Origin of the sequence: Corynebacterium sp. HMSC05D03 (assembly GCF_001807205.1) — a bacterium.
GTDB lineage: Bacteria > Actinomycetota > Actinomycetes > Mycobacteriales > Mycobacteriaceae > Corynebacterium > Corynebacterium aurimucosum.
In genome coordinates, this window is record NZ_KV788174.1 from 1 (window position 1) to 20437 (window position 20437).

The 20437-nt window shown below is 62.9% G+C and carries 17 protein-coding genes; 8 read left to right on the plus strand and 9 right to left on the minus strand.

The window, feature by feature from the left end; all coding sequences use genetic code 11:
- Both HMPREF3147_RS12850 and HMPREF3147_RS05730 read left to right on the plus strand, forming a co-directional pair.
- Positions 1-421, plus strand: a 421-nt coding sequence (locus HMPREF3147_RS12850) for a hypothetical protein (protein ID WP_210384571.1), incomplete at its 5' end; no start/stop codon positions are given.
- 203 nt (positions 422-624) lie between these two features.
- The gene (locus HMPREF3147_RS05730) at positions 625-1473 is read left to right on the plus strand and encodes a class F sortase (protein ID WP_070445749.1); all 849 of its coding nucleotides are present in this window, start codon (positions 625-627) and stop codon (positions 1471-1473) included.
- Here HMPREF3147_RS05730 and HMPREF3147_RS05735 read toward each other — a convergent pair.
- Complete coding sequence (locus tag HMPREF3147_RS05735; RefSeq protein ID WP_070445754.1) at positions 1470-2297, minus strand: PRD domain-containing protein; 828 nt, start codon at positions 2295-2297, stop codon at positions 1470-1472. The two genes, HMPREF3147_RS05730 and HMPREF3147_RS05735, sit on opposite strands and share 4 nt — an antisense overlap.
- Before the next feature lie 143 nt (positions 2298-2440).
- Complete coding sequence (locus HMPREF3147_RS05740) at positions 2441-4558, minus strand: glucose PTS transporter subunit IIA (RefSeq protein ID WP_070445757.1); 2118 nt, start codon at positions 4556-4558, stop codon at positions 2441-2443.
- 355 nt (positions 4559-4913) lie between these two features.
- On the opposite strand from HMPREF3147_RS05740, the gene pta reads away from it, so the two are divergent.
- Entirely contained in the window at positions 4914-6278 is a 1365-nt protein-coding gene (gene pta / locus HMPREF3147_RS05745) for a phosphate acetyltransferase (protein WP_070445760.1), read from the plus strand.
- On the plus strand, positions 6279-7499 hold the full coding sequence (locus HMPREF3147_RS05750; RefSeq protein WP_070445763.1) for an acetate kinase: 1221 nt from the start codon (positions 6279-6281) through the stop codon (positions 7497-7499).
- Here HMPREF3147_RS05750 and HMPREF3147_RS05755 read toward each other — a convergent pair.
- From HMPREF3147_RS05755 to HMPREF3147_RS05765, 3 genes are read right to left on the minus strand one after another with little or no spacing between them, the layout of a single operon-like run.
- On the minus strand, positions 7496-10084 hold the full coding sequence (locus HMPREF3147_RS05755; RefSeq protein ID WP_070445766.1) for a serine/threonine protein kinase: 2589 nt from the start codon (positions 10082-10084) through the stop codon (positions 7496-7498). The two genes, HMPREF3147_RS05750 and HMPREF3147_RS05755, sit on opposite strands and share 4 nt — an antisense overlap.
- Positions 10084-11175 carry a glutamate ABC transporter substrate-binding protein gene (locus tag HMPREF3147_RS05760; RefSeq protein WP_070445769.1) on the minus strand — a complete coding sequence of 364 codons (1092 nt, stop codon included), beginning with the start codon at positions 11173-11175 and terminating at the stop codon, positions 10084-10086. The genes HMPREF3147_RS05755 and HMPREF3147_RS05760 overlap by 1 nt, the downstream gene beginning before the upstream one ends.
- Positions 11175-12611, minus strand: coding sequence for a hypothetical protein (locus HMPREF3147_RS05765; protein ID WP_070445772.1), 1437 nt, complete (start codon positions 12609-12611; stop codon positions 11175-11177). The genes HMPREF3147_RS05760 and HMPREF3147_RS05765 overlap by 1 nt, the downstream gene beginning before the upstream one ends.
- 84 nt (positions 12612-12695) lie before the next feature.
- Here HMPREF3147_RS05765 and HMPREF3147_RS05770 point away from each other — a divergent pair, with 84 nt between their 5' ends.
- From HMPREF3147_RS05770 to HMPREF3147_RS05785, 4 genes are read left to right on the plus strand one after another with little or no spacing between them, the layout of a single operon-like run.
- On the plus strand, positions 12696-13184 hold the full coding sequence (locus tag HMPREF3147_RS05770; protein ID WP_070445779.1) for an NUDIX domain-containing protein: 489 nt from the start codon (positions 12696-12698) through the stop codon (positions 13182-13184).
- A 39-nt stretch (positions 13185-13223) separates the two neighbouring features.
- Positions 13224-14162, plus strand: coding sequence for an ABC transporter ATP-binding protein (locus HMPREF3147_RS05775; RefSeq protein WP_070445782.1), 939 nt, complete (start codon positions 13224-13226; stop codon positions 14160-14162).
- Positions 14162-14926 (plus strand): ABC transporter permease, encoded by a 765-nt coding sequence (locus tag HMPREF3147_RS05780; protein WP_070445785.1) that lies wholly within the window; start codon positions 14162-14164, stop codon positions 14924-14926. Before HMPREF3147_RS05775 ends, HMPREF3147_RS05780 begins: the two co-directional genes overlap by 1 nt.
- Positions 14923-16098, plus strand: a complete 1176-nt coding sequence (locus HMPREF3147_RS05785; protein ID WP_070445788.1) for a multidrug effflux MFS transporter — start codon at positions 14923-14925, stop codon at positions 16096-16098. Before HMPREF3147_RS05780 ends, HMPREF3147_RS05785 begins: the two co-directional genes overlap by 4 nt.
- A 426-nt stretch (positions 16099-16524) precedes the next feature.
- Here HMPREF3147_RS05785 and HMPREF3147_RS05790 read toward each other — a convergent pair whose 3' ends face one another.
- The 4 genes from HMPREF3147_RS05790 to HMPREF3147_RS05805 are packed head-to-tail and all read right to left on the minus strand — an operon-like array spanning position 16525 to position 20422.
- Positions 16525-17988 (minus strand): phospholipase D-like domain-containing protein, encoded by a 1464-nt coding sequence (locus tag HMPREF3147_RS05790; RefSeq protein ID WP_070445792.1) that lies wholly within the window; start codon positions 17986-17988, stop codon positions 16525-16527.
- Between the two features lie 6 nt (positions 17989-17994).
- A complete protein-coding gene (locus HMPREF3147_RS05795; protein WP_070445795.1) occupies positions 17995-18804 on the minus strand; it encodes an exodeoxyribonuclease III in 810 nt (269 codons plus the stop codon).
- Positions 18805-18809: 5 nt separating this feature from the next.
- On the minus strand, positions 18810-19808 hold the full coding sequence (locus HMPREF3147_RS05800) for an N-acetylglutamate synthase, CG3035 family (protein WP_070445798.1): 999 nt from the start codon (positions 19806-19808) through the stop codon (positions 18810-18812).
- Entirely contained in the window at positions 19808-20422 is a 615-nt protein-coding gene (locus tag HMPREF3147_RS05805) for a peptide deformylase (protein WP_070446058.1), read from the minus strand. The genes HMPREF3147_RS05800 and HMPREF3147_RS05805 overlap by 1 nt, the downstream gene beginning before the upstream one ends.
- Positions 20423-20437: the final 15 nt, after the last annotated feature.

Consider the following 20437-nt stretch of genomic DNA (forward strand, 5'->3'; position numbering starts at 1 on the left):
GCACAAGGACATCAACGACAAGAACCAGACGGTTACCTCTGACTCCGACAAGCCTTCCGACACCCCGGATAAGGGCGACGGCAAGGACAATGATGGAGACAAGGGCAGCTCGAAGAAGGACCTGCCGTGGTGGCTGCTGCTCATCCCGGGTCTGGGCCTGATCAAGATCATCTCCGACGGTGGCCATGATGGTGGCAATGGTGGCCACGATGGTGGCAACAACCACGGTGAGTCCCATGACAACACCGGCCGCGATGACCGCGAGGTTACCGTCCTGGATGCAACCCCGCCGGAGGATGCTGCCAACCAGCCGCAGGACTTCGGTCAGCCGGTGCCGTCCAACACGCACCGCGTGGAGATCAAGCACGTACCTTCCGGTGCAACCCAGCTTGACCCAGGCATGCAGGACTTCATCAAGTAGTCCGCACTGCAACACCATCCCGGCCCTCACCGGCTGGGCGTGGTAGGGGCAGACAATGATTAGGACAATCCCCTCCAGGGTGAAAACGCTGGAGGGGATTCGTCGTATGACTCTTAGACTATTGTTTACAGCGAAACCCCATAGCGAAGACTTTTAGAAGCTAGACGCCCATAATTAGAAGACAGGAGCAAGGAGCAGAGATTATGGCTGACGAAAGCCAACAGAACGATATTCCGGAATACCCCTCCGATTCCACGGGTGAGACTGCCGGGGAGGCTGCCGCAGCGAAGCACCGTGCCGGTGAGGAGCAGTCAGCGGGCGAGCCGAAGAAGGGCAATAAGAAGCTCCTCATTGGTCTGGTGGCGCTCATTGCGATCATCTTGGTCATCGTGCAATTGGTGATCTATGCGGGCCGCAATGGCGATGATTCTGCGGAAGATAATGCAGGGGATTCGGCGGAGACGTCGCAAAGCTCTGAGTCTGCCGCACCCACGACGAACAATGATCCCTTCGTGGATGACTCCGGTGAGCAGGATCAGGAGATTGATGCCGCACCGGGTGAGTTCCGTGGCTTTGGTGCCATGTCCCTGGGCATCAACGATGAGTTCGCCGCGGTGGACCCGATTCAGGTCACTGATACCGGAATGCTGATTCCCCCGCGCGATGTGCAGCGCTTGGGCTGGTACTCCGCATCCGCTGTCCCGGGAGTTGCTGGCCCGGTTGGCTCCAGCGTTATTACCGGCCACATCAACTACCAGGGGCAGGGAACAGGTTTCGCCGAGAAGTTCACCACCCTGGAGCAGGGCCAGGAGTTCACCGTCTTCATCGATGGTGAGGAGCGCCGCTTCCGCGTGACTGAGGCACCGTACCGTCTGCAGAAGGGCGCGGGCTTCCCGGACGTGGTCAATGACACGGAGGGAGAGAACCGCCTGGTCCTCATCACCTGCGGTGGCAAGTTTGTTGGTGGCCAGCTGGGCTACGAGGACAACATCATCACCGTAGCCGAGCCGGTGGCACCGGTGGAAGGTGGCGCTGAGGCGCCGGTGGCTTAGGCGGAGGCCTCCTCCAGGCGCGCGATGTGCAGCGTCAGGTAGGAGACTTCATCGGGGGTTAATGCGCTGTCGAGGCGCAGCTCAATGAGGTTGGCTACCATCTGGGCGGTCTCGACGGCATCGGGGTAGCGCGCGGAGATGGCGGTGGCCACCTGGCGGTCGTCGGAGTCGAGCTGCTGGTGCTCCGCCATGCGCACGAAGAGATAGCGCAAGTGCGTGATGAAGCGGGCGACGGAGATGTCCTCGCTGTTGAGCTCCGTATCGTTGTGGGAACCGATGACGGCCAGGATCTGTTGGATGAGGCCCGTCATGCGGTAGGTGCCGGAGAGATCCCCCACCGCGAACCCAGCGTTGACTAGGTGCAGGGTGATGGCCACGGCCTCATCAGGAGCCAGTGGTTTGTGCAGGCCACTGTTGATGGCGTCGAGTAGCTGCTGTGCGAGGGCAAAGTCATCGGCGTAGAGGTGGCGTACCTCAGCTTCCAATGGATAGGACACGGTGTTGCCGCGGCTGACCGCGCCGTGGATGTGATCCGCAATCGCCACGACCAGAGTGAGTTTGCTGCGCAGTGCCTCAGACATGTCGACGGAGTGCATGGCATCGATGACTAACTGCACGTACTCGCCGGGGATACCGGCGATCATGGCGGCGAGGTGGTCCGGGTCGCGGCCGGAATCAGGGACGAAGACCTTGACCACCTTGGCGGGGTCAACCTCAGTGCCGGGGTGAGCCTGGAAGCCGATTCCGCGGCCGGTGACGATGACGTCCTCCGCGCCGCGGCGTGCGAGCACGACGTTGTTATTGAACACTCGCAACAGTTGCACAAGGCACCTTTCTGGTTGGGGTTAACCGGTTAAGGCTAGCCGATTGGAGCTAAAACGACTAAAGCCGGCCACGATGGTGGTTCCATCGAGCCAGCTTAGTCAGGGTTCGTTAAAGGCGTGCTCAAGGTTCCCTAGTGGGTCCTTTAGCGGGTCGTGGTGATGACCGTATCGCCAGCGGCGGCGTGGTTCAGGCCAGCCGGGGTGACGGCGGACAGCGCCTTGGTGTTGGTCACGGCCAGGACGATGGTGGTGTCGTAGCCGGCTTCGGTGACTTTGGCGAAGTCAACGGTGGCAAGCAGCTCGCCCTGCTTGACCGTGTCGCCCTTCTTGACGGCTGGGGCGAAACCTTCGCCCTTCATCTTCACGGTGTTGATGCCGATGTGGACGAGGACCTCCACGCCGTCCTCAGTCTTGATGCCGTAGGCGTGACCGGACTTCATAGCACTGACAATCGTGCCGCTGACGGGGGAGTAGACCTCGTCGCCCTCGGGGACGATGCCCACGCCATCACCTAGCGTGCCGGCGGAGAAGACCGGGTCATCGATCTCAGCCATGGGGACAACCTTGCCGGTCGACGGCGAAGCGATGTCGGTGGTGGTGCCAGCGGCCGGCTCAGTGGCCGTGGCCGGGGCATCCGCCTTGGTGGCGGTTGCGGTGGCGGCACCAGCGCCAGCGCCGGCGGCAGCGGTGGTTGCGGGGGCGTCGGCAAGCGCGGCGTTGTCAGCGTTGCCGGCGTTGTTGGCGTTGTCGAGCTCGGCCTGCTCGGCTGCCTCGCGGGCGGCCTTGGCCTCAGCGCGCTCCTCCGGGGTGCGGTAGTCGGTGAAGAGGATGAGGAAGAAGGCCACGAAGAAGGCCACCGCAATGGCGATGGCGTACTTGGCCATCGGGGTGAAGACTGGGATGGTCAGCAGGGAGGTGAAGACGAAGGCGTCGGTAGTAATACCGTTCGTGCCCAGGGTCAGCAGAGCCACGGTCAGGCCACCGGCGAAGCAGCCCACCAGCATGCGCGGGTAGATCCTCTTGTAGCGCAGGTGGATACCGTAGAGGGAAGGCTCAGACACACCACCGAGCAGGCCGGCCAGGAGGGCAGAGCCGGAGGTCTGGCGCATCACGGTGTCGCGGTCACGGATGGACAGTGCCAGGACACCTGCAGTGGCGCCGAAGCAGGCGAAGTTCCATGCGCCCATGGGGCCCTGGATGAAGTCATAGCCCAAGGTCTGGATGTTGACCAGCATGAGGGCGTTGAGCGGCCAGTGCAGACCCAGCGGGACCAGGAAGGGGTAGAGCATCGGGATGGCCAGGGCGAAGACGAACGGTACGTGGTCATTCATCCAAGACAGGCCGGCGCCAATGCCGTTACCGGCCCACACGCCGAACGGGCCAATGAGGAAGGCTGTCAGCGGGATAACGAAGAGCAGAGTCAGGAAGGGGACGAAGACCATGTGCACCGCAGACGGGATGATCTTCTGGAATCCCTTGTAGAAGAGTGCCGCGACGGCAGCCATGATGAGCGGGACGAAGACGTTTCCGCCGTAGTCCTGCAGCTGCATGGTCATGCCGAAGATATCGATGGAGCACTGCTCAGCAGACAGCGTGTCGTTGGTGACACACTGCACGGCGGGGTTCTCCGAAAGGCCGGCGAACTCCGGGGTGAACATCGCGAGCATGGCTGCGGCGGGAACCCAGGGGTCGATGCGCAGCTTCTTACCCGCGTTATAGGCCACCATCACGGGAAGGAAGAAGAAGACGGAACGCCACATGGCGTCCACGAAGAACCAGGAGGCGGGCTTATCCGGGGAGCGGAAGTCCACGACGCCTGCGGCGTCCAGCACCGAGGCGAAGGCGATGATGAGGGAAGCGCCCAGCAGCACGCCGAGGATGGGGCGGAAGGAATCCGAGAGGTACTCGAAGAAGGTGTCCATCCACGGCAGCTTGCCCTTGGACTTAGCGCGGGCGGCAGCCTTGACATCATCGTTGGAGCGGCCGGCGGAGGAGCCGGCGTTCTTCATCTGGGGGAGAGCATTGATCTGGTCATAGACCGTGGCCACGTCACCGCCGATGACCACCTGGTAGTTGCGGCCGCCCTGGGGCACGGCACCCATGACCTTGGGGATGGCCTCGAGGGCGTCCTTGTCTGCCTTGGAGGCATCAGCCAACTCAAAGCGCAGGCGCGTAGCACAGTGCGTGAAAGAGGTGATGTTCTCCGCCCCGCCGATGCCATCCAGGATGGCCTCAGCTGCCGAGCGAACTTCAGTCGACATGAGAATCCTTTCGAGAGTAAGTGAGCTCTGTGGCTAAAAACCACAAAAGACCTAGGCTACAATGGTTCACAAGCGAACCATCCCCACACGGCTAAGAGCGGGGAGCCTAGGTCTTGCCCGAAGTAACAATCCTGGTTAGGAGCCTACTCCGAGGGAACAAGGGAGGACAAGTTTCTGTGTGATAGCACACTTTGGCTTCGGGTGAGGTGGCAGTGGCCTGGGGAGTTGCTGATGGTCAGTGTTAAGTCGGCGGCGAGAAGGGGTGTGTTCCCGTACTGTGAAAGTGTCGTAGTGTCACTGTGTGCCCCACTGTGTGATCCCGGGTACACGCTTTCTAAGCAGAGAAAGGGTTGTCATGACCGCCAAGTCCTCACGGAATTCCGCCTTCATTAGCGTCATTGGGCGCGGCTTCGACGGTTTGGACGTTGCTGCTGTGGCTCAGGAACTGGGGGCCACCTTCGCCCAGGTAGATGACTTGGGAACCACGCTCAGCGAAGTCCTGGAGAATGCCCCCGCGGGCAACCTGGTCCTCCAAGGCACCGGAGTTATGGACTTTGATGCCAAGGCCGCCGCCGCCCTGGGCCTGCCCTTCGTGCTGATTTCCGCCGCACCCGCACGCGCCGCGGAGCTGGCGCTGAACCACGCGCGCTCGGTGGGAGCCACCGTGGTGGGCGCGGTGGATGACGTCTCCTCCGTTCCCAGTGCGATTTCTTCCCTGGAGGACATCGAGCCCTATATGTGCGCGGAGCTCTTCCAAAAGCAGCTGCTGGACCAGGCCCGCGAGGTCGGGGCACACATCGTGCTGCCGGAGGGAGAGGATGACCGCATCCTGCAGGCCGCGGGGGAGCTCATTAAGGGCAAGGTGGCGAAGCTGACGATTTTGGGTGACGGGGGCGTCGAAAAGCGCGCCCAGGAACTCGGGATCGACCTGAGCGGCGTGGACATCATCAACCACCTGGAATCCCCGCTGGCAGAAGAGTTTGCGGCAGACTTTGCGGAGCTGCGCAAGAAGAAGGGCGTGACGCTGGAGCAAGCGCGCGAGACCATGAAAGACGTGTCCTACTTCGCCACGATGATGGTACACAAGGGCTTGGCCGATGGCATGGTCTCCGGCGCAGCGCACACCACGGCGCACACCATCAAGCCTTCCTTCCAGATCATTAAGACCAAGCCGGAAGCCTCCGTGGTCTCCTCCATCTTCCTCATGGTGATGCCGGGGCGCTTGTGGGCCTTCGGTGACTGCGCGGTGAACCCGAACCCGACTCCGGAGCAGCTCGGCGAGATCGCCATCGTGTCCGCCCAGACCGCAGCACAGTTCGGCCTGGACCCGCGCGTGGCGCTGCTGTCCTACTCCACGGGAACCTCGGGCGCGGGCCCGGACGTGGAGAAGGTGGTCAAGGCCGTCGAGGTGGCTGGCGGCATTGACTCCTCCGTGGCGGTGGATGGTCCGCTGCAGTTCGACGCTGCCTGCGACCCAGGCGTGGCAGCCAAGAAGGCGCCGGAATCCGACGTTGCAGGTAAGGCCACGGTCTTCGTCTTCCCGGACCTGGAGGCCGGCAACATTGGTTATAAGACGGCGCAGCGCACCGGTGGTGCATTGGCGGTGGGCCCGATTCTGCAGGGTCTGAACAAGCCGGTCAATGACCTTTCGCGTGGCGCGACCGTTCCGGACATCATCAACACGGTGGCTATCACCGCTATTCAGGCAGGGGTGAAGTAGATGGCGTACGTACTCGTTCTCAACTCGGGGTCTTCCTCGGTAAAGTTCCAGCTCGTGGACCCGGAGAGCTCGGCCACGGATACCCCGCTGGTCTCGGGTTTGGTGGAGCAGGTCGGCGAGCCGCAGGGTGCGGTGACCGTCAAGACGGGCGGTGAGGAATACAAGGAAGAGCTGGAGATTCCCACCCACTCCTTCGGCTTGGACCGCGCGTTTAGCATCATGCATGAGCACGGCGTGGGCCCGACGGATGTCGAGGTCATCGCCGTGGGCCACCGCGTGGTGCACGGCGGGCGCCTGTTCAGTGAGCCGCAGCTCATCGTGGATCAGATCGAGTCCATGATCGAGGACCTCATTCCGCTCGCGCCGCTGCACAACCCGGCGAACCTGGATGGTATCCGCGTGGCGCGCAAGCTGCTGCCGGAGATCCCGCACGTGGCGGTCTTCGATACGGCCTTCTTTAACCACATGCCGCCGGCGGCAGCACTCTACGCCATTAACAATGATGTGGCCTCGCAATATGACATCCGCCGTTACGGTTTCCACGGAACCTCGCACGAGTTCGTTTCGCAGCAGGTGCCGAAGCTTCTTGACCGCGACCCGGGGCATGTTCACCAGATCACGCTGCACTTGGGCAACGGTGCCTCCGCCGCGGCGATTCGCAACGGCCGCCCGATCGATACCTCGATGGGCCTGACCCCGCTGGCAGGTTTGGCCATGGGCACGCGCTCGGGCGATATTGACCCGGGTATTATCTTCCACCTCTCGCGTGAGGCGGGTATGTCGATCGATGAGATCGACAACCTTCTGAACAAGCGCTCCGGTGTGAAGGGTATTGCGGGTGTCAACGATTTCCGGGTGCTGCGCGAGCGCATCAACAACGAGGACCAGGATGCCTGGCTGGCCTATAACATCTACATCCACCAGCTGCGCCGCTTCATTGGTGCATACATGATTGCGTTGGGCCGCGTGGACGCGATTACGTTTACCGCCGGCGTGGGTGAGAACGATACTGAGGTCCGCCAGGATTCGCTGTACAACCTGGACATGTACGGCATTGACTTCGATAAGGAAGCCAACCTGGTGCGCTCGAAGGAGCCGCGCATGATTTCGACCGCGGATTCCCAGGTCAAGGTCTTCGTGGTGCCGACGAACGAGGAGCTGGCTATTGCACAGAAGTCCGCGGGTATCGCGGCCATGGCCCGGGAGGCGGGCCTGTACTAGAACATCGTGACTGGGCGGACCTTGTTGGCCAGGTCCACCAGCGCGTAGCGGTGGCGAGCGAACGGCGCCTGGCGGGCCAGTGCCCGCAGGGTATCCGCCAGGCCATAGCGCAGGCCGCGCTGGGTAAAGGGGAACTCGAAAAGATCGTTGGGGGAGGCCGCAGCATCGAGGTCTGATTCACGCAGGAAGGTCAGCCCGGCGGAGATGACCGCAATCTTGATCTGCAAAAAGCGCGGCTCGTTCTGCGGAATCTCCTCCAGGCGGCGGGCGGCGCGCCGGATGCGGGACTCGGAAAGGTCGTGCACGATGAGCTGCAGAACCGTGGTCAAGCGGGCCATGCGGTGGTGACGCGAGGCATTGGGGACCTTATCCAAGGTGGCCACGGCGAGCTCCACCTGGTGCTCGGCGCGCAGCTGGCGGGCCAAGCCGAAGGCGGAGGAGACCGTCGTCGGGTTCGTCGCCCACACGATGCCGTAGAGACGCAGCGAATTGAAACGCAGGTGGGCCGGATCATCGGTGATGTGGTCCCAGATGCCCGGCTGGTCCTCAAAAGCATCATTGGGCAAATCCGCCAGCGAGGTGGTGAGGTTGGCGCAGGCGCGGGCAACGGAGGCGTCGATAAGCGCGGCCTCCGAAAAACCCAGCTGCTGCAGGATGAGCTCGTTGACCGCGCCGATGGCCAGCTTCGGTGCGGCCTCACCGGGTAGCACGTCGAGGACGTGCGCGAAGTGGGCCTGGGCCTCACGGTATTTGTCCAAGAGCAGTTCGGTCACGCCCGAGTACCAGTGGAAGCGCCAGTCCTTGCCCAAGCGCTCCTCGATGGAGGTCAACCACTCGCGGGCCTGGCCGATATAGCCCAGGTCAATCATGGCGCGCACCACGCCGAGGGGAATCTCGGCGGATTCTTCGTACTCCGGGGCCTGCATGGCCTGGCGCAGGGTTTCTAGCGCTTCCTGCGGCTCGGTATAGGAGGAGCCCTGCAGCAGCGGGGCTCCGATATCGGAGCGGACAACCAGCGGGATGGGCAGCGCGGATACCACCTCGGGGGCAGTGATGCGGACGGTGCGGTCGATGCCATCGATGAGCTGGTCGGTGCGGAAGACCAGGTGCTTCGTGCCGAAGGTCGTACGCTGCGGGGAAAAGACGGAGTGCTGGGCCGGGTGCTGGATGCCATCACGGAGCGCGATGACCTCACGCAGCACACCGAAGAGCTGGTCACGCAGCTCGGAGACCGATGCGAAGCGCTGCTCCGGGTCAGGGTCAGTCGCGCGCAAGAGCAGGCGGTAGAAAGAAAGGTAGCGGCGCAGCAGCGGCTCCTCCGTGGGGGAGGGCAGGCCGGGCTTATAGACGCCATCCTCCACCGGCAGCTTCAACGTCAGGCAGGCCAGGGTGCGCCCGATGGTATAAATATCGCTGGCCACCGAGGGGCCCTGGGTGGAGATCTCCGGCGCCTGAAAACCCTGCGTGCCGTAGATATGCCCGAAGGCACCGATGCCGGAGACCGCGCCCAGATCGATGAGTTTGACCTGGTCCTCGGTGACGATGATGTTGGAGGGCTTTAAGTCGTTGTAGACCACGCCGCGGGCGTGCAGGTAATCCAGGGCGGGCAGGATTTCCAAAATATAGGCAATGGCCGTATCGACCGGGAAGCGGTCATTGGCCTGGTCGTTGCGGCGCTGCTTGAGCGAAGGTCCGCCGACGTATTCCATGACGATGAAGCCGCCGGGCACGCGGGGATCATCGATGAAGTTGAAAATCTTGACGATATTCGGGTGCGTGATATCCGCGAGGAACTCACGCTCCGCCTCCGCAGTCGCCGTTTCCTCGGCGGAGTTGGTGGATTGCATGCCCTTGAGCACCACGATGCGCCCGGAGACGAAATGGTCATTGGCCAGGTAGATCCAGCCCAGCCCGCCATGCGCCAGCACGCCGAGGATTTCGTATTGGCCCGCCACCATGTCACCCGGCTTAAGCTGCGGCGGGGCGGCGCGGGGCGCATCCTGCGGATCGATGAGGGCTTGAGTGGGATCATCCGGGACGACGAAGGGCAAGGTGGCCATGCCATCGGCCACTTCGCGGTCGGTGCGCTTGGTGCTGCGGCGCTGGCGGAAGGTATCGAGCGCGCGGCGGCGGGAGGCCTGCGAAGGGTCCTCTGCTTTGCGACGATCTCGCAGCTGCCCCAGCTCCTCGATCAGTGCCGCGATATTGTCTGAATCGACGTATTCGCCATCGCCAGGCTTGTTCGTCGCGCTGCCGTGCGCGCCGGGCTGACCGGCGGGGGAGAGGACGGCGCCAGTGGCGGCGGGGTCATCCTCATCGAAGTCATCGGCGAAGGGATCGAAAGGTACCGCCGCGGTGCGGTCGGAGGCTTCCGTGTTGTCGGCGCCGGAGGCTGCTGTTCTCGGATCGCCTGGTTTCGCAGGCGAGGTGCCGAGAAGGTGATCCTCCGAATAATCGTCATCGTCATCCGCGAAAGGATCGAAGCGGACGGCTTGCGTGGCGTCGGCAGGACCTTCGGGCTCCGCGGTCTCGTGCTCTTCGGGCGTGAGGTGATCGAGCTCATCCTCGCTGAAGCGGTGCGACATTAGTGTCCCTCCTTCTTCTCGCCGGGTGGGTTGCTGGTTGGGGAACTCGGCTGGGATTCCGTCGCGGGTGGGGTCTCATCGAGGTACTTAGGTGCCGGGAGCACCGGCTGTTCCATATAATCCCCCAGCCACGTTGTGAAGAGCCTCTGCCAGGTCCCGTCCTTGCGAATGCGCTCCAGCGTGGAGTTCACCTGACGGATAAGCGGGCGCGAATCATACGAGCCATCGGGCTTGCGCACGGCCACGCCATAGCTTTGGCTTTCGAGGGGACCACCGACAATCTCGGTGTAGCGATCCTGGGCCAGCATGCCGGAGAGCAGCGCATCATCTACCACGATGCCATCCGCTTGCCCCAGTTGCAGGGCCATGAGGCAATCGCCCCAGGCGCGGGTTTCCAGGATGTCGGAAGCAGGCGCGTGCGTGCGTATCGCGTCCACCATGGTGGAACCCTTTGTCGCACACAAGGTCATCCCAGCGGTATCCGCGATGGACTCAACGCCGGAGTTCTTCAGCACCAGCAAACGCGCGTCGGTTTGCATATAGGGAATGGAGAAGGAGACTTCGCGCTGGCGGCTGGGGCTAATCGTCATGGTGCGGATGACGATATCCACCGTGCGATCATTGAGCGCACGCGCGCGTTCGGAAGCCTCCACGAAGCGGAAGTCCACCTTGTTGGGATCCCCGAAGATATCGCGGGCGATTTCGCGAGCAATATCGACCTCGAAGCCGCGGACCTCGCCGCTGGCGGTATCGCGGTAGCTGAGCAGGTTATTGGAGCGATCCACACCCACGATAAGCCGGCCGCGCGCCAGGATATCGGGCACGCGCTCCTCCGGCTTCTTATCGTCCGGGCGGTAGGAGCCATAGGCCTCTTCGGTGCTTTGTTTGGACGCCTCACCGGCGCCAGCGGGCTCGATGATGGCATCCTCCGGCAGTGGTGGTCCCGGCGTGGAATCGAGGTTCGCGGTGGAGGGGAGGATGGGGTCCTGTGTGCTGGGCGGCTCCGGCTCACAGCCGCTGAGCGCCACGGCGCTGCTGAGCAGGAGCAGGGCCGCGGTCCAGGCCGGGCGGTTCTTGGTAGGGCGGCGCATCACAGGTACTCCTGCAGACGGGGACGAATACCTAGCCACACGGCAATAATCGCACCAAAGGTGGCCAGGAGCACGCCGGTCGAGACCATCGTCATGGCATTGAGCCCCTGGACCAGATAGGTGCGCATGGCATCGCGGGCTTGATCGATGAGTGCTGCCAAGGAGCTATCCACGGCGTTGAAAGCACTGGCGGCGGTCGGGTCACCATCCGGATCGATGGCGGTGGCCTGGTAGAGGGCAGCATCGTAGTCGCCCATGGCAAGGTCCTCGGTGAACTTCTCGTGCGTGGATGTCCAGTCTTCCACTGCCTGCTTGGCGCGGGGAATCAGGGAGGGATCGGAGGAGGGGAAGTCGTCGTCGTTAAGCGCCTGCTCATAATCCCGCAGGGCCTGGTTAACGGAGTACACCGTGGAGCTAAAGTGCACGGACATGTCCTGCTCGGAGGAGCGCAAGACTAGCGCGAGAGTCTCCGAGGTGCGCATCTGCTGGGCCTCGATGCGCGAGGCAGTCAGTGAGTCCCAGGGGCGCGACACCGTCTCGAAACCCTGGTGGCCCGAGGCCCACGTGGCGAAGTTGGAGGCGGAGGCCCACACCAGCGCGAGGAACAACAACCCCGTGGCCGCCACAAAGCCACGGTTGAAGCGGCGGCGGGTCAGCCGCCACAGCCACCACTGCGCCAAGCCGAGGAAAATGAGTGCGGCAACCAGCCCGGACAGCGGAACCCACTGCGGGCGGGTCAGACGCTGCTGCTGTTGGCTCACCTTCTCCGAGGTCAGGGTGAACAGCTCCGCGGCGGCGGGGAGAATCTGGGTCCGCATGAGCGCCGAGGCGTTGGACATATAGGAATTCGCCACGGCGTGGCCCGCGCGGTGATTGACACGCGCCTTTTCCACGAGGGCGGTGTACACCGGCAGCTCGCGTTGGATAAAGGTGACGAGCTCGCGCACGCGCTCATCCTCGGCGGAGGTGCCCACGATGGCCTGCGTGGCGGCGACCGACGCGGCATCGATGGCCTCGTTATAGCGGTTGCGGTTATGCTCCGGTTCGACGCCCGCCTGCACGAAGCCGGTGGTGGCCACGGTATCGGCCAGAGACAGGTTGGTGTAGAGGTGATGCGCCGCATTCGACATCGGCTCCGTGGAAGTCAGCAGAGTATCCAGGTCATCGTGGCGCGCGGCCGAGGAAGAAGACATAGAAAACCCGGCTGCCGCGAGCGCGGCGGTCAGGATGACGGTGACCGTAAACAGCTTGCCGGGCGTGGTGGAAGCAAAGCTATAAAAGCGCCGGAGGACGCGCGCTGGGCCGGAGAAGGAACTCATGGCCAGCTGCGTGGGGCGGCTGAAAGCCGGGGCAGCAGGCTCGGTGACCTCATCGAGCCAATGATCGCCCCATGATTCGGGGGAGTGCTCGCGCAGTTCGGTGGCCGGGCCGGTCATTCCCTTAGGATAGCGCCCCGCACCCCATCGCGCGATGATTTGGGGCAGGGTGGCGTGGGCTTATTCTCGCGTATCGTATAAGACATGTGTACACGCGTTAACCCAGAGCTTTCCGGTGATGGCTGGTCTAAAGGTCCGGGCGGGGTGCCGGTATGGGGCAAGTTTGGCGCCGCTGGCCTCTTCCTCGTGGCGGGGGACCAAGTGCTGCTGCAGCATCGCGCTACGTGGACGAATAACGGTGGGACCTGGGGAATCCCGGGCGGGGCGCGGGATAAGCCGGAGTCGCCGGAGCAGGCCGCGCTGCGGGAGACGGAGGAAGAAACCGGAATCTCGCCGGCGGACGTCGAGGTTCTAGGCTCGCTCGTTACCGCCGGGCCCTTCGAGGAAGGCTGGACTTATACCACGGTGTTAGCGCGGACTCTTTCGGGGCAGCGCTTAGCCACGACCGCCAACGAAGAATCCGCAGAGCTGCGCTGGGTGCCCTTTAACCAGATGGAAGAGCTGGAGCTTTTGGCTCCCTTCCGGGAAGCACTGCCGCGGTTGCTGAAGTATTGGGAAGAAAACGGCAGCTGATACAGGCGCGCGGCGGGAACCTGTGGCACGCTGTAGGACATGATTGAAGTAGCCGGACTGACCAAACAGTACAAGTCTGTCCGCGCCGTCGATGACCTCACCTTTCAGGTGGAGCCGGGCCAAGTGACCGGCTTTCTGGGGCCCAACGGCGCTGGAAAATCAACGACGATGCGCATGATCCTGGGCTTGGACAAGCCCACCGCTGGCACCGCCCTAGTGCACGGCAAACCCTACCGCGAGCTGAAGAACCCGCTGCGTGAGGTGGGCGCGCTTCTCGACGCCAAAGCGGTCCACGCCAACCGCACCGCCGCTAACCACCTGACGTGGATGGCGCAAGCCAACGGCATCCCCACCTCCCGCGTTGATGAGGTGCTCGGGCTTGTGGGCTTGGCTGATGTTGCGGGCAAGAAGGCCGGCGGCTTCTCCCTCGGCATGGGGCAGCGCCTGGGCTTGGCGGCTGCCTTGCTGGGGGACCCGGGCGTGCTGATTTTGGATGAGCCGGTCAACGGCCTGGACCCGGAGGGCATTCGCTGGGTGCGCTCGCTCGTGCGCGCGCTGGCAGCAGAAGGCCGCACGGTGCTCATCTCCTCCCACCTGCTGGCGGAGATGGCGCAGACGGCCGACCACTTGGTGGTCATTGGCCGCGGCAGGCTCTTGGCTAATCAGCGTACCTATGACTTTGTGAAGGAGAATTCCAGCTCTTCGGTCATCGTGCGCTCGGAGCACCTGCGCGAGTTCGGCTCGGCGCTCAAGGAAGCCGGGATTTTTTACCACGAGTCGGCTGATGAGGAACAGCGACCAACGCTAGTGATTCCTCACCAGACCACGGACTACGTGGGCCAGCTGGCTTATTCCACGGGTGTGCCGCTGACGGAATTGACGCTCCACCGCGCCTCGCTGGAAGAGGCTTATGTGGCTATGACGGATCGCGCGGTGCAGTACCAGGCGGAGGCACCGCAGGAAGGGGTACACCGCTAATGTTTCTCAATACTGTTCACTCGGAGTGGACGAAGCTGCGCACGACGAAGTCCTTCTGGTGGACCACGGCCCTCATTTTTCTTATCACTACCGGCTGGACGCTGCTGAATTCGCTCAACGCGGGCGAAGCCGTGCTGGGCATTAGCCCGCTGCAGGAGCGCAGCTTGGGCTCCATCATCTTGCTCATGGGCATGCCGATCATCATGATCCAGGCCGCGATGGTGGTGACTACGGAGTACCGCTATAGGACGCAATCCCTGACCTTCATGGCCAACCCGAAGCGTTGGACCGTGGCCTGCGCCAAGCTGCTGCTCTACGGAGTCATTGCGGCGATTATTGCTTTTTTGGGCTTGGTGTACATCTTCGTGTTGGCGGATGTGACTACGAACGAATCTGCGGCGGAGGCCTTTCAGCCTTTCTCTAGCGACGATGGCAAGTACATGTTGTGGGCCTTCCCCATCGCGGCCTTTGGCGCGGTGCTCTTCGTGCAGGGGCTGGGCCTGCTGCTACGGCAGACCGCCGGCACGGTGGCGATTTCCCTCATCTTGTACATGGGCCTGGAAAATATCGTGCGCGTGCTGCCGCTGGTGGGCGATAAAGTCATTCACTTCATGCCCTTTACCGCCTTCCAGAACTGGGCGGTGAACTATGTGGATGAGAACGCGCCGTGGTCATCGGTAGGCTTTGAGGCTCTCGTCTTTTTCGGCTGGGCCGCAGTTCTGTGGATCGTGGGCGTCATCGTGCTGGAGAAGCGCGACGCGTGATTCCCTATCCACTCTTGGCTACATTGGCGCTGTTGTCCGCAACAGCGCCTTTTGCCACAGATATGTATTTGCCGGTGATGCCGGAGATCGTCTCTGATCTGGGCACCACCCGGTCCATGGTGCAGCTGACCATCTCAGGCTTTTTCATTGGCATGGGGGTGGGTCAGCTCGTGATGGGCCCGCTGTCCGACGCCATCGGGCGCAAACGCCTCCTTATTGCCGGTGCCTCCCTCGCGCTGGTTGCCTCCGTGCTGGCGGCGCTGGCTCCGACCGCCACGGTGCTCGTGGCCGCCCGCGTGCTGCAGGGCCTCGGCGGCGGCGCGTGCGTGGTGCTCGCCCGCGCGGTGGTACCTGACCTCGTGCACGGCGCGGCTGCCGCGAAGGCTTATTCGCTGCTCATGGCGCTGCAGGGCATCGCGCCGGCGGTGGCCCCGGTGCTCGGCGGTGTCCTGGCGGAGCCGCTGGGCTGGCGCGGCATCTTTTGGGTGCTTGCCGGGCTGCATGCGGTGCAGTTGGTGCTGGCGATTGCCATCGTCCCGGAAACCGCGGGTGGGCGCTCCCGCGCTGGGTTGTTCCGCACGGTGGCGGGAAACTACTGGGCGGTCCTGACCAATGCCCGGGTGTGGGGCTACCTGGTGACCATGGCCTTCGGCTTCTGTTCGATGTTTTGCTACATCTCGGCCTCGGCCTTCGTGGTGCAAGACCAGTGGGGCTTTTCGCCGCTGGGCTATTCGCTGGTTTTCGGCATCAACTCCGTGGGCCTCTTTATGGCCACGCTGGTGAATTCGCGGGCAATGGATTCGGTCTCCCCGGCGGTCATGTTGCGCATCGGCGTGACCGGCGTTTTCGTGTGCGGGGTGCTCTTGTTGCTGTCGGTGCTGTTTGGCGCTCCGGTCTGGGTCTGCCTCACTGTGCTTTTTGCCTGCGTGGCGCCGACCGGCTTCATCATGGGCAACGCCACGGCGTTGGCCACGGGCCTCATGCGCCCGCGAGCGGGTAGCGTCTCCGCGATCATGGGCTTCGGCCAGTCTATGTTGGCCAGCGCCATCAGCCCGCTCATGGGCTGGGGCTCGAACGCAGCGCTGACCATGGCCATCGGAATGGTGTGCTGCAGCTTCATCTCGCTGTGCGGCCTTGTGGTATCCACGCGGCTGGCCCGCGGCGCCTCGTAGTGCACCGCGCCGTCTCGTGCACAGGCCGCCGAACTCAAGCCATCGAGCACCCAAACGGCGCCTTGCAAAAGGCATCCCACAAATGGCATCAGTCGAAAGGCGTCTTTTCCTCTAAAAACGCCTTTTGCGGGTCCTAGATGGCGTTTTTAGCACCAAAAACACCTTTTGAGAGATGCCTTCTGGGAGATGCCATTTACTAGATGCCTTCGTCGGATGTCTTGCGGCGCGCGCCACGTGCGCGGCGAGTACACCAGGGCGGGGCTCTTGCCATCCTCAGAGATGGTTCTAGTCAGATGGTTCGTTTGCCCCCAAACGAACCATCTACCGCCTCGTAGAAGGTTTGTTTGCCCCCAGAGGAACCGTTTGACTGGAACCACCTGACTGGAGCCTTTTGACTGGAACCACGTGCGGGTCCCCATGCATCCCCTACTGCAGGGCGGAGGTCAGGCGCATGACGTTGTCCACGTAGCGGCGCAGCAGGCCGCGCTCGTTCCACTCCTCGAGGGTGAGCTCGTGGCAGACCTTCTTGTAGTTGCTGGCCAACTGGGTGAAGTCATCGATGAGGTCGCCCTTGGCCACCAACATGGTCGATTCATAGTTGAGACCGAAGGAGCGCATATCCATGTTGGAGGAACCAAACATGCACAAGGAGTCGCGCTCCGGCAGGTTCGGGTCCGCAAGAATGAACTTGGAGTGCAGCACGAAGGGCTCGGGGAATTGAAAGATCCGCACGCCAGCCTCCAACAGTGCCTGGTAGTAGGAGGACTGCGCGTGGTTGACCATGAACTGGTCTGCCTTCGCGGACACCAAGAGCTCTACCTCAACGTCGCGGTAGCACGCGGTGGTGACCGCCTCCAAGAGGGACTCGTCCGGGATGAAGTAGGGCGAGCAGAGAATGAGCTTCTCCTTGGCGTGGTGCACCACCGAATTAAACATGCGCAGGTTGGGTTCCGTGGTGTAACCGGGGCCGGAGGGGACCAACTGGAGGTGGTTGGAGTCGGCCGTCATGGCGTCGTCATAGGGCTGCATATCCAAGGACAGCTGCTCTTCGGATTCCAGGTACCAATCCACCGCGAACACCGAGGCCAAGGACGTCACCACAGGGCCGGTCATCTCGACCATGTAGTCGATCCATGCGCGGTCCTTGGTCTTGTATTCACGCTTGATCATGTTCATCGAGCCCAAGAAGCCCGTGTGGCCGTCAATGACCACGATCTTGCGGTGGTTGCGCAAATCCGGGCGGCGGAAGCGGCCTTTGTGCAGCTGCAGCGGAAGCATGAGCCGCCAGTCGACGTCAATCTCGGTGAGGCGTTTGCCCAGCGTGAAGTAGCCCTTGTACTTCAAACTGCCGATCTGGTCTAGCAGCAGTTTGACCTCTACTCCGCGCTCGCGGGCACGTGCCAGGGACTGGAAGAAAACATCGGTCACCTCATCCCAGGACTGAATGTAGATTTCAATGAGCACGTATTTCTCAGCGCGGTCCACCGCTCGAGCCATGGCCAGGATGGCTTCCTCATAGGAGGCATGCAGGCCTTTGTTGTGGCCAATGAGAGCTGGGTGGCCGGTGAGGTTGCGATTGAGCTGGATGAGGGATTCCACCTCCGGAGAGAGGCGGCCCGAGGGGTGGTTGGGTGTGGAGGCGGTGACGTCGCTAAGCAGCGCGTTGGCCTCCTGCTGGATGCGGTGGCGCCGGCGGTTGATATAGGGCGAGCCCATGAGCAAGAACAACGGCAGACCCACGATGGGCAGCACAAGAATGGCCAGCAGCCAGGCAGTGGAGCTGGAGGGGCGGCGGCCTTCGGGAACGACGCCGATGGCGATGATTTTGATGCCGTAATCAATAAGCAGCAGTACAAACTGCCAGACGGAGAGATCGATGTTGAGGTTCATGGCAGGTTAGCGCACTGACGCGAAATCGGGGACATCGAAATCCGCGATCAGTGGAACGTGGTCGGAGGTCTTGTCGCCGGCGCGTTCAACCATGTCCACCTGCGCTCCTTGGACGAGGCGTGCGAGGGTTTCGCTGGCCAGCTGGAAATCGATGCGCATGCCCTCGTTCTTCTGGAAGCGCAGAGACTTGTAATCAAAGTAGGTCCAGCGCTCCTCCTTAGTGAAGCGGCGGGTGACTTCCACCAGCCCGGACTCCTCCAGCATCTGGAAGGCGGCGCGCTCCGGCTCGGTGACGTGCGTCTTGCCGCGGAAGAGCGACATATCCCAGACATCCTCATCCCGCGGCGCGATGTTGAAGTCACCCGTGAGCAAGAGTTTCGACTGCGCCCGAGTCTCCGCATAGCGCGCCAAAGAGTAGAGGAAGTCCAGTTTGTAGTCGAAGTGCCGGTCCGTGATGTCGCGCCCGTTGGGAACGTAGAGGGACCACATCTCAATCCCGCGGATGCGGGCCGATAGCGCCCGGGCCTCGCGCGCCTGCTCCTTAGTGGGGTCCTTGTGGAACCCAGGCTGACCGGGGAAGAAGGTCTGGACCTCTTCCGGTTCTTCCTTGGACAGGATGGCCACGCCATTCCACTGGTTCAGCCCGTGGCAGGTGACGTGGTAGCCGGCTTCCTCGAAAGGCTCGCGGGGGAACTTCGCATCCGCCACCTTGGTTTCTTGCAGGCAGAGCACGTCGATGTCGTGCTTGGCCAGCAGATCCACCGCGCGCTGAGCGCGGGTGCGAACGGAGTTGATGTTCCAGGTAGCGATGCGCATGTGGTTTAGGGTACTTGAGGCAGGCGGCGGGCGTAACGGTGGCGGTGCTGCTCGAGGAAGCCGAGCTTCTCATAGAGCCGGATCCCAGCCGTGTTTCCTGCCACGACCTGCAGGTAGGCCTTTTCCGCACCCTGGGCCTTGCCCCAGGCCAGCATGTGCGCGCCCAAGGCGGTGCCCAATCCTTTGCGGCGCCAACCTTCGGCCACTTCCACGGCGGAGTAACCCAGCCACACGGTGCCGTCCCCGGATTCCGTTAGGGTGCCGCGCGTAATAGCGATGGTTTCGCCCGTAGGGGAGAGGAGGCGCCCGAAGCCCATCGTTCCCTCGATGTGGCTTCGCAGGTACTCCAAAGCTAAAGGCGGCAAAGCTTGACCGCGGAAGTGATAGAGGTCGAGCCACTCGGAATCGGGCTGCTCGTCGATGCGGAAGGTGACCTCTTCCGGTTCTGGGAGATCCGTCACATCACGCACCATCACTAGGATTTCCGGCTCGAGCTCCCAGGCTTCGGGTTCGGCCGCCACGAGCTTTTCTGCGGAGGCGCCGATGCGCTCCGGGATGGCCAAGCGCACAGGAAGATCGTGGCGCGCATAAAACGCGTCGATCTCCTCCATCGGTACCGGCAGAAATCCCGCGGAAGGGCCCAGCGGAATCGCGGAGTTTGAGCGGCCCGTCACGCCATCGCCCGCGCGCATGAGCCACTGCCCATCGGAGGTCCACGTGTGCTCCTTGCCCGGGAAGGCAGCCGCGGTGGCTACCTCGACGGCGCGGATATCGGAGTTGCGGACGGTGCGCGGGGAGAGGCGTTTAATGATCTTGAGCTGCTCTGGCGGGATCTCCACTGCGTCGAGCGAAGAGGGGTAGCCGCCGACTTCCTGGGGGCGGATGACCAGCGGCTCCAGGCTGAGCACGTGGCCGATGACATCACTGTGCACGCCGCCGAAATCGCGCCGGGCCACCACGCGCTCGCCCACCTGGACGGAATCGGAGCGGAAGATGCGGGACATTAGTCGTCGTGCCCGAAGGGATCTTCGTCCTCGCCTGGCAGCCAGGTAAGCCCGGCCTCGGTCCAGCCGTTGCGCTTAATAGCCTTCTTGGCCTGGCGCTTGTAGCGGCCGGTGAGCACGTCGGTGTAGACGAAGCCGTCGAGGTGGCCGGTTTCGTGCTGCAGCATGCGCGCGAAGAAACCATAGCCCTCGATGGAGATGTCCTCGCCCTTTTCATTCTTGCCGGTCACACGCGCCCAGTCAGCGCGGCCGGTGGGGAAGCCCTCGCCCGGAACGGAGAGGCAGCCTTCGTCCTCGGAGCCGTCGTCAGCCGGCATGGTCTCCGGGATCTCGGAGGTTTCCAGCACCGGGTTGATCACGCAGCCGCGCCGCATGCCGCCTTCGGGAAGCTCGGTGCCATCTGGCCCGTCGGTGTCGGGGCAGTGGTAGACAAAGAGGCGCTTGTTCACGCCGATCTGGTTTGCGGCCAGGCCGACACCGTGCGCGGCATCCATGGTTTCGTGCATGTCTGCGATGAGCTCCTGTAGCTCGGGGGAGTCGATGGGCTCGGTGACCGGCTCGGTGGGGTTGTGGAGGACCGGGTCGCCGTGGATAACGATGGGACGAATAGTCATGGAATACAGTTTAAG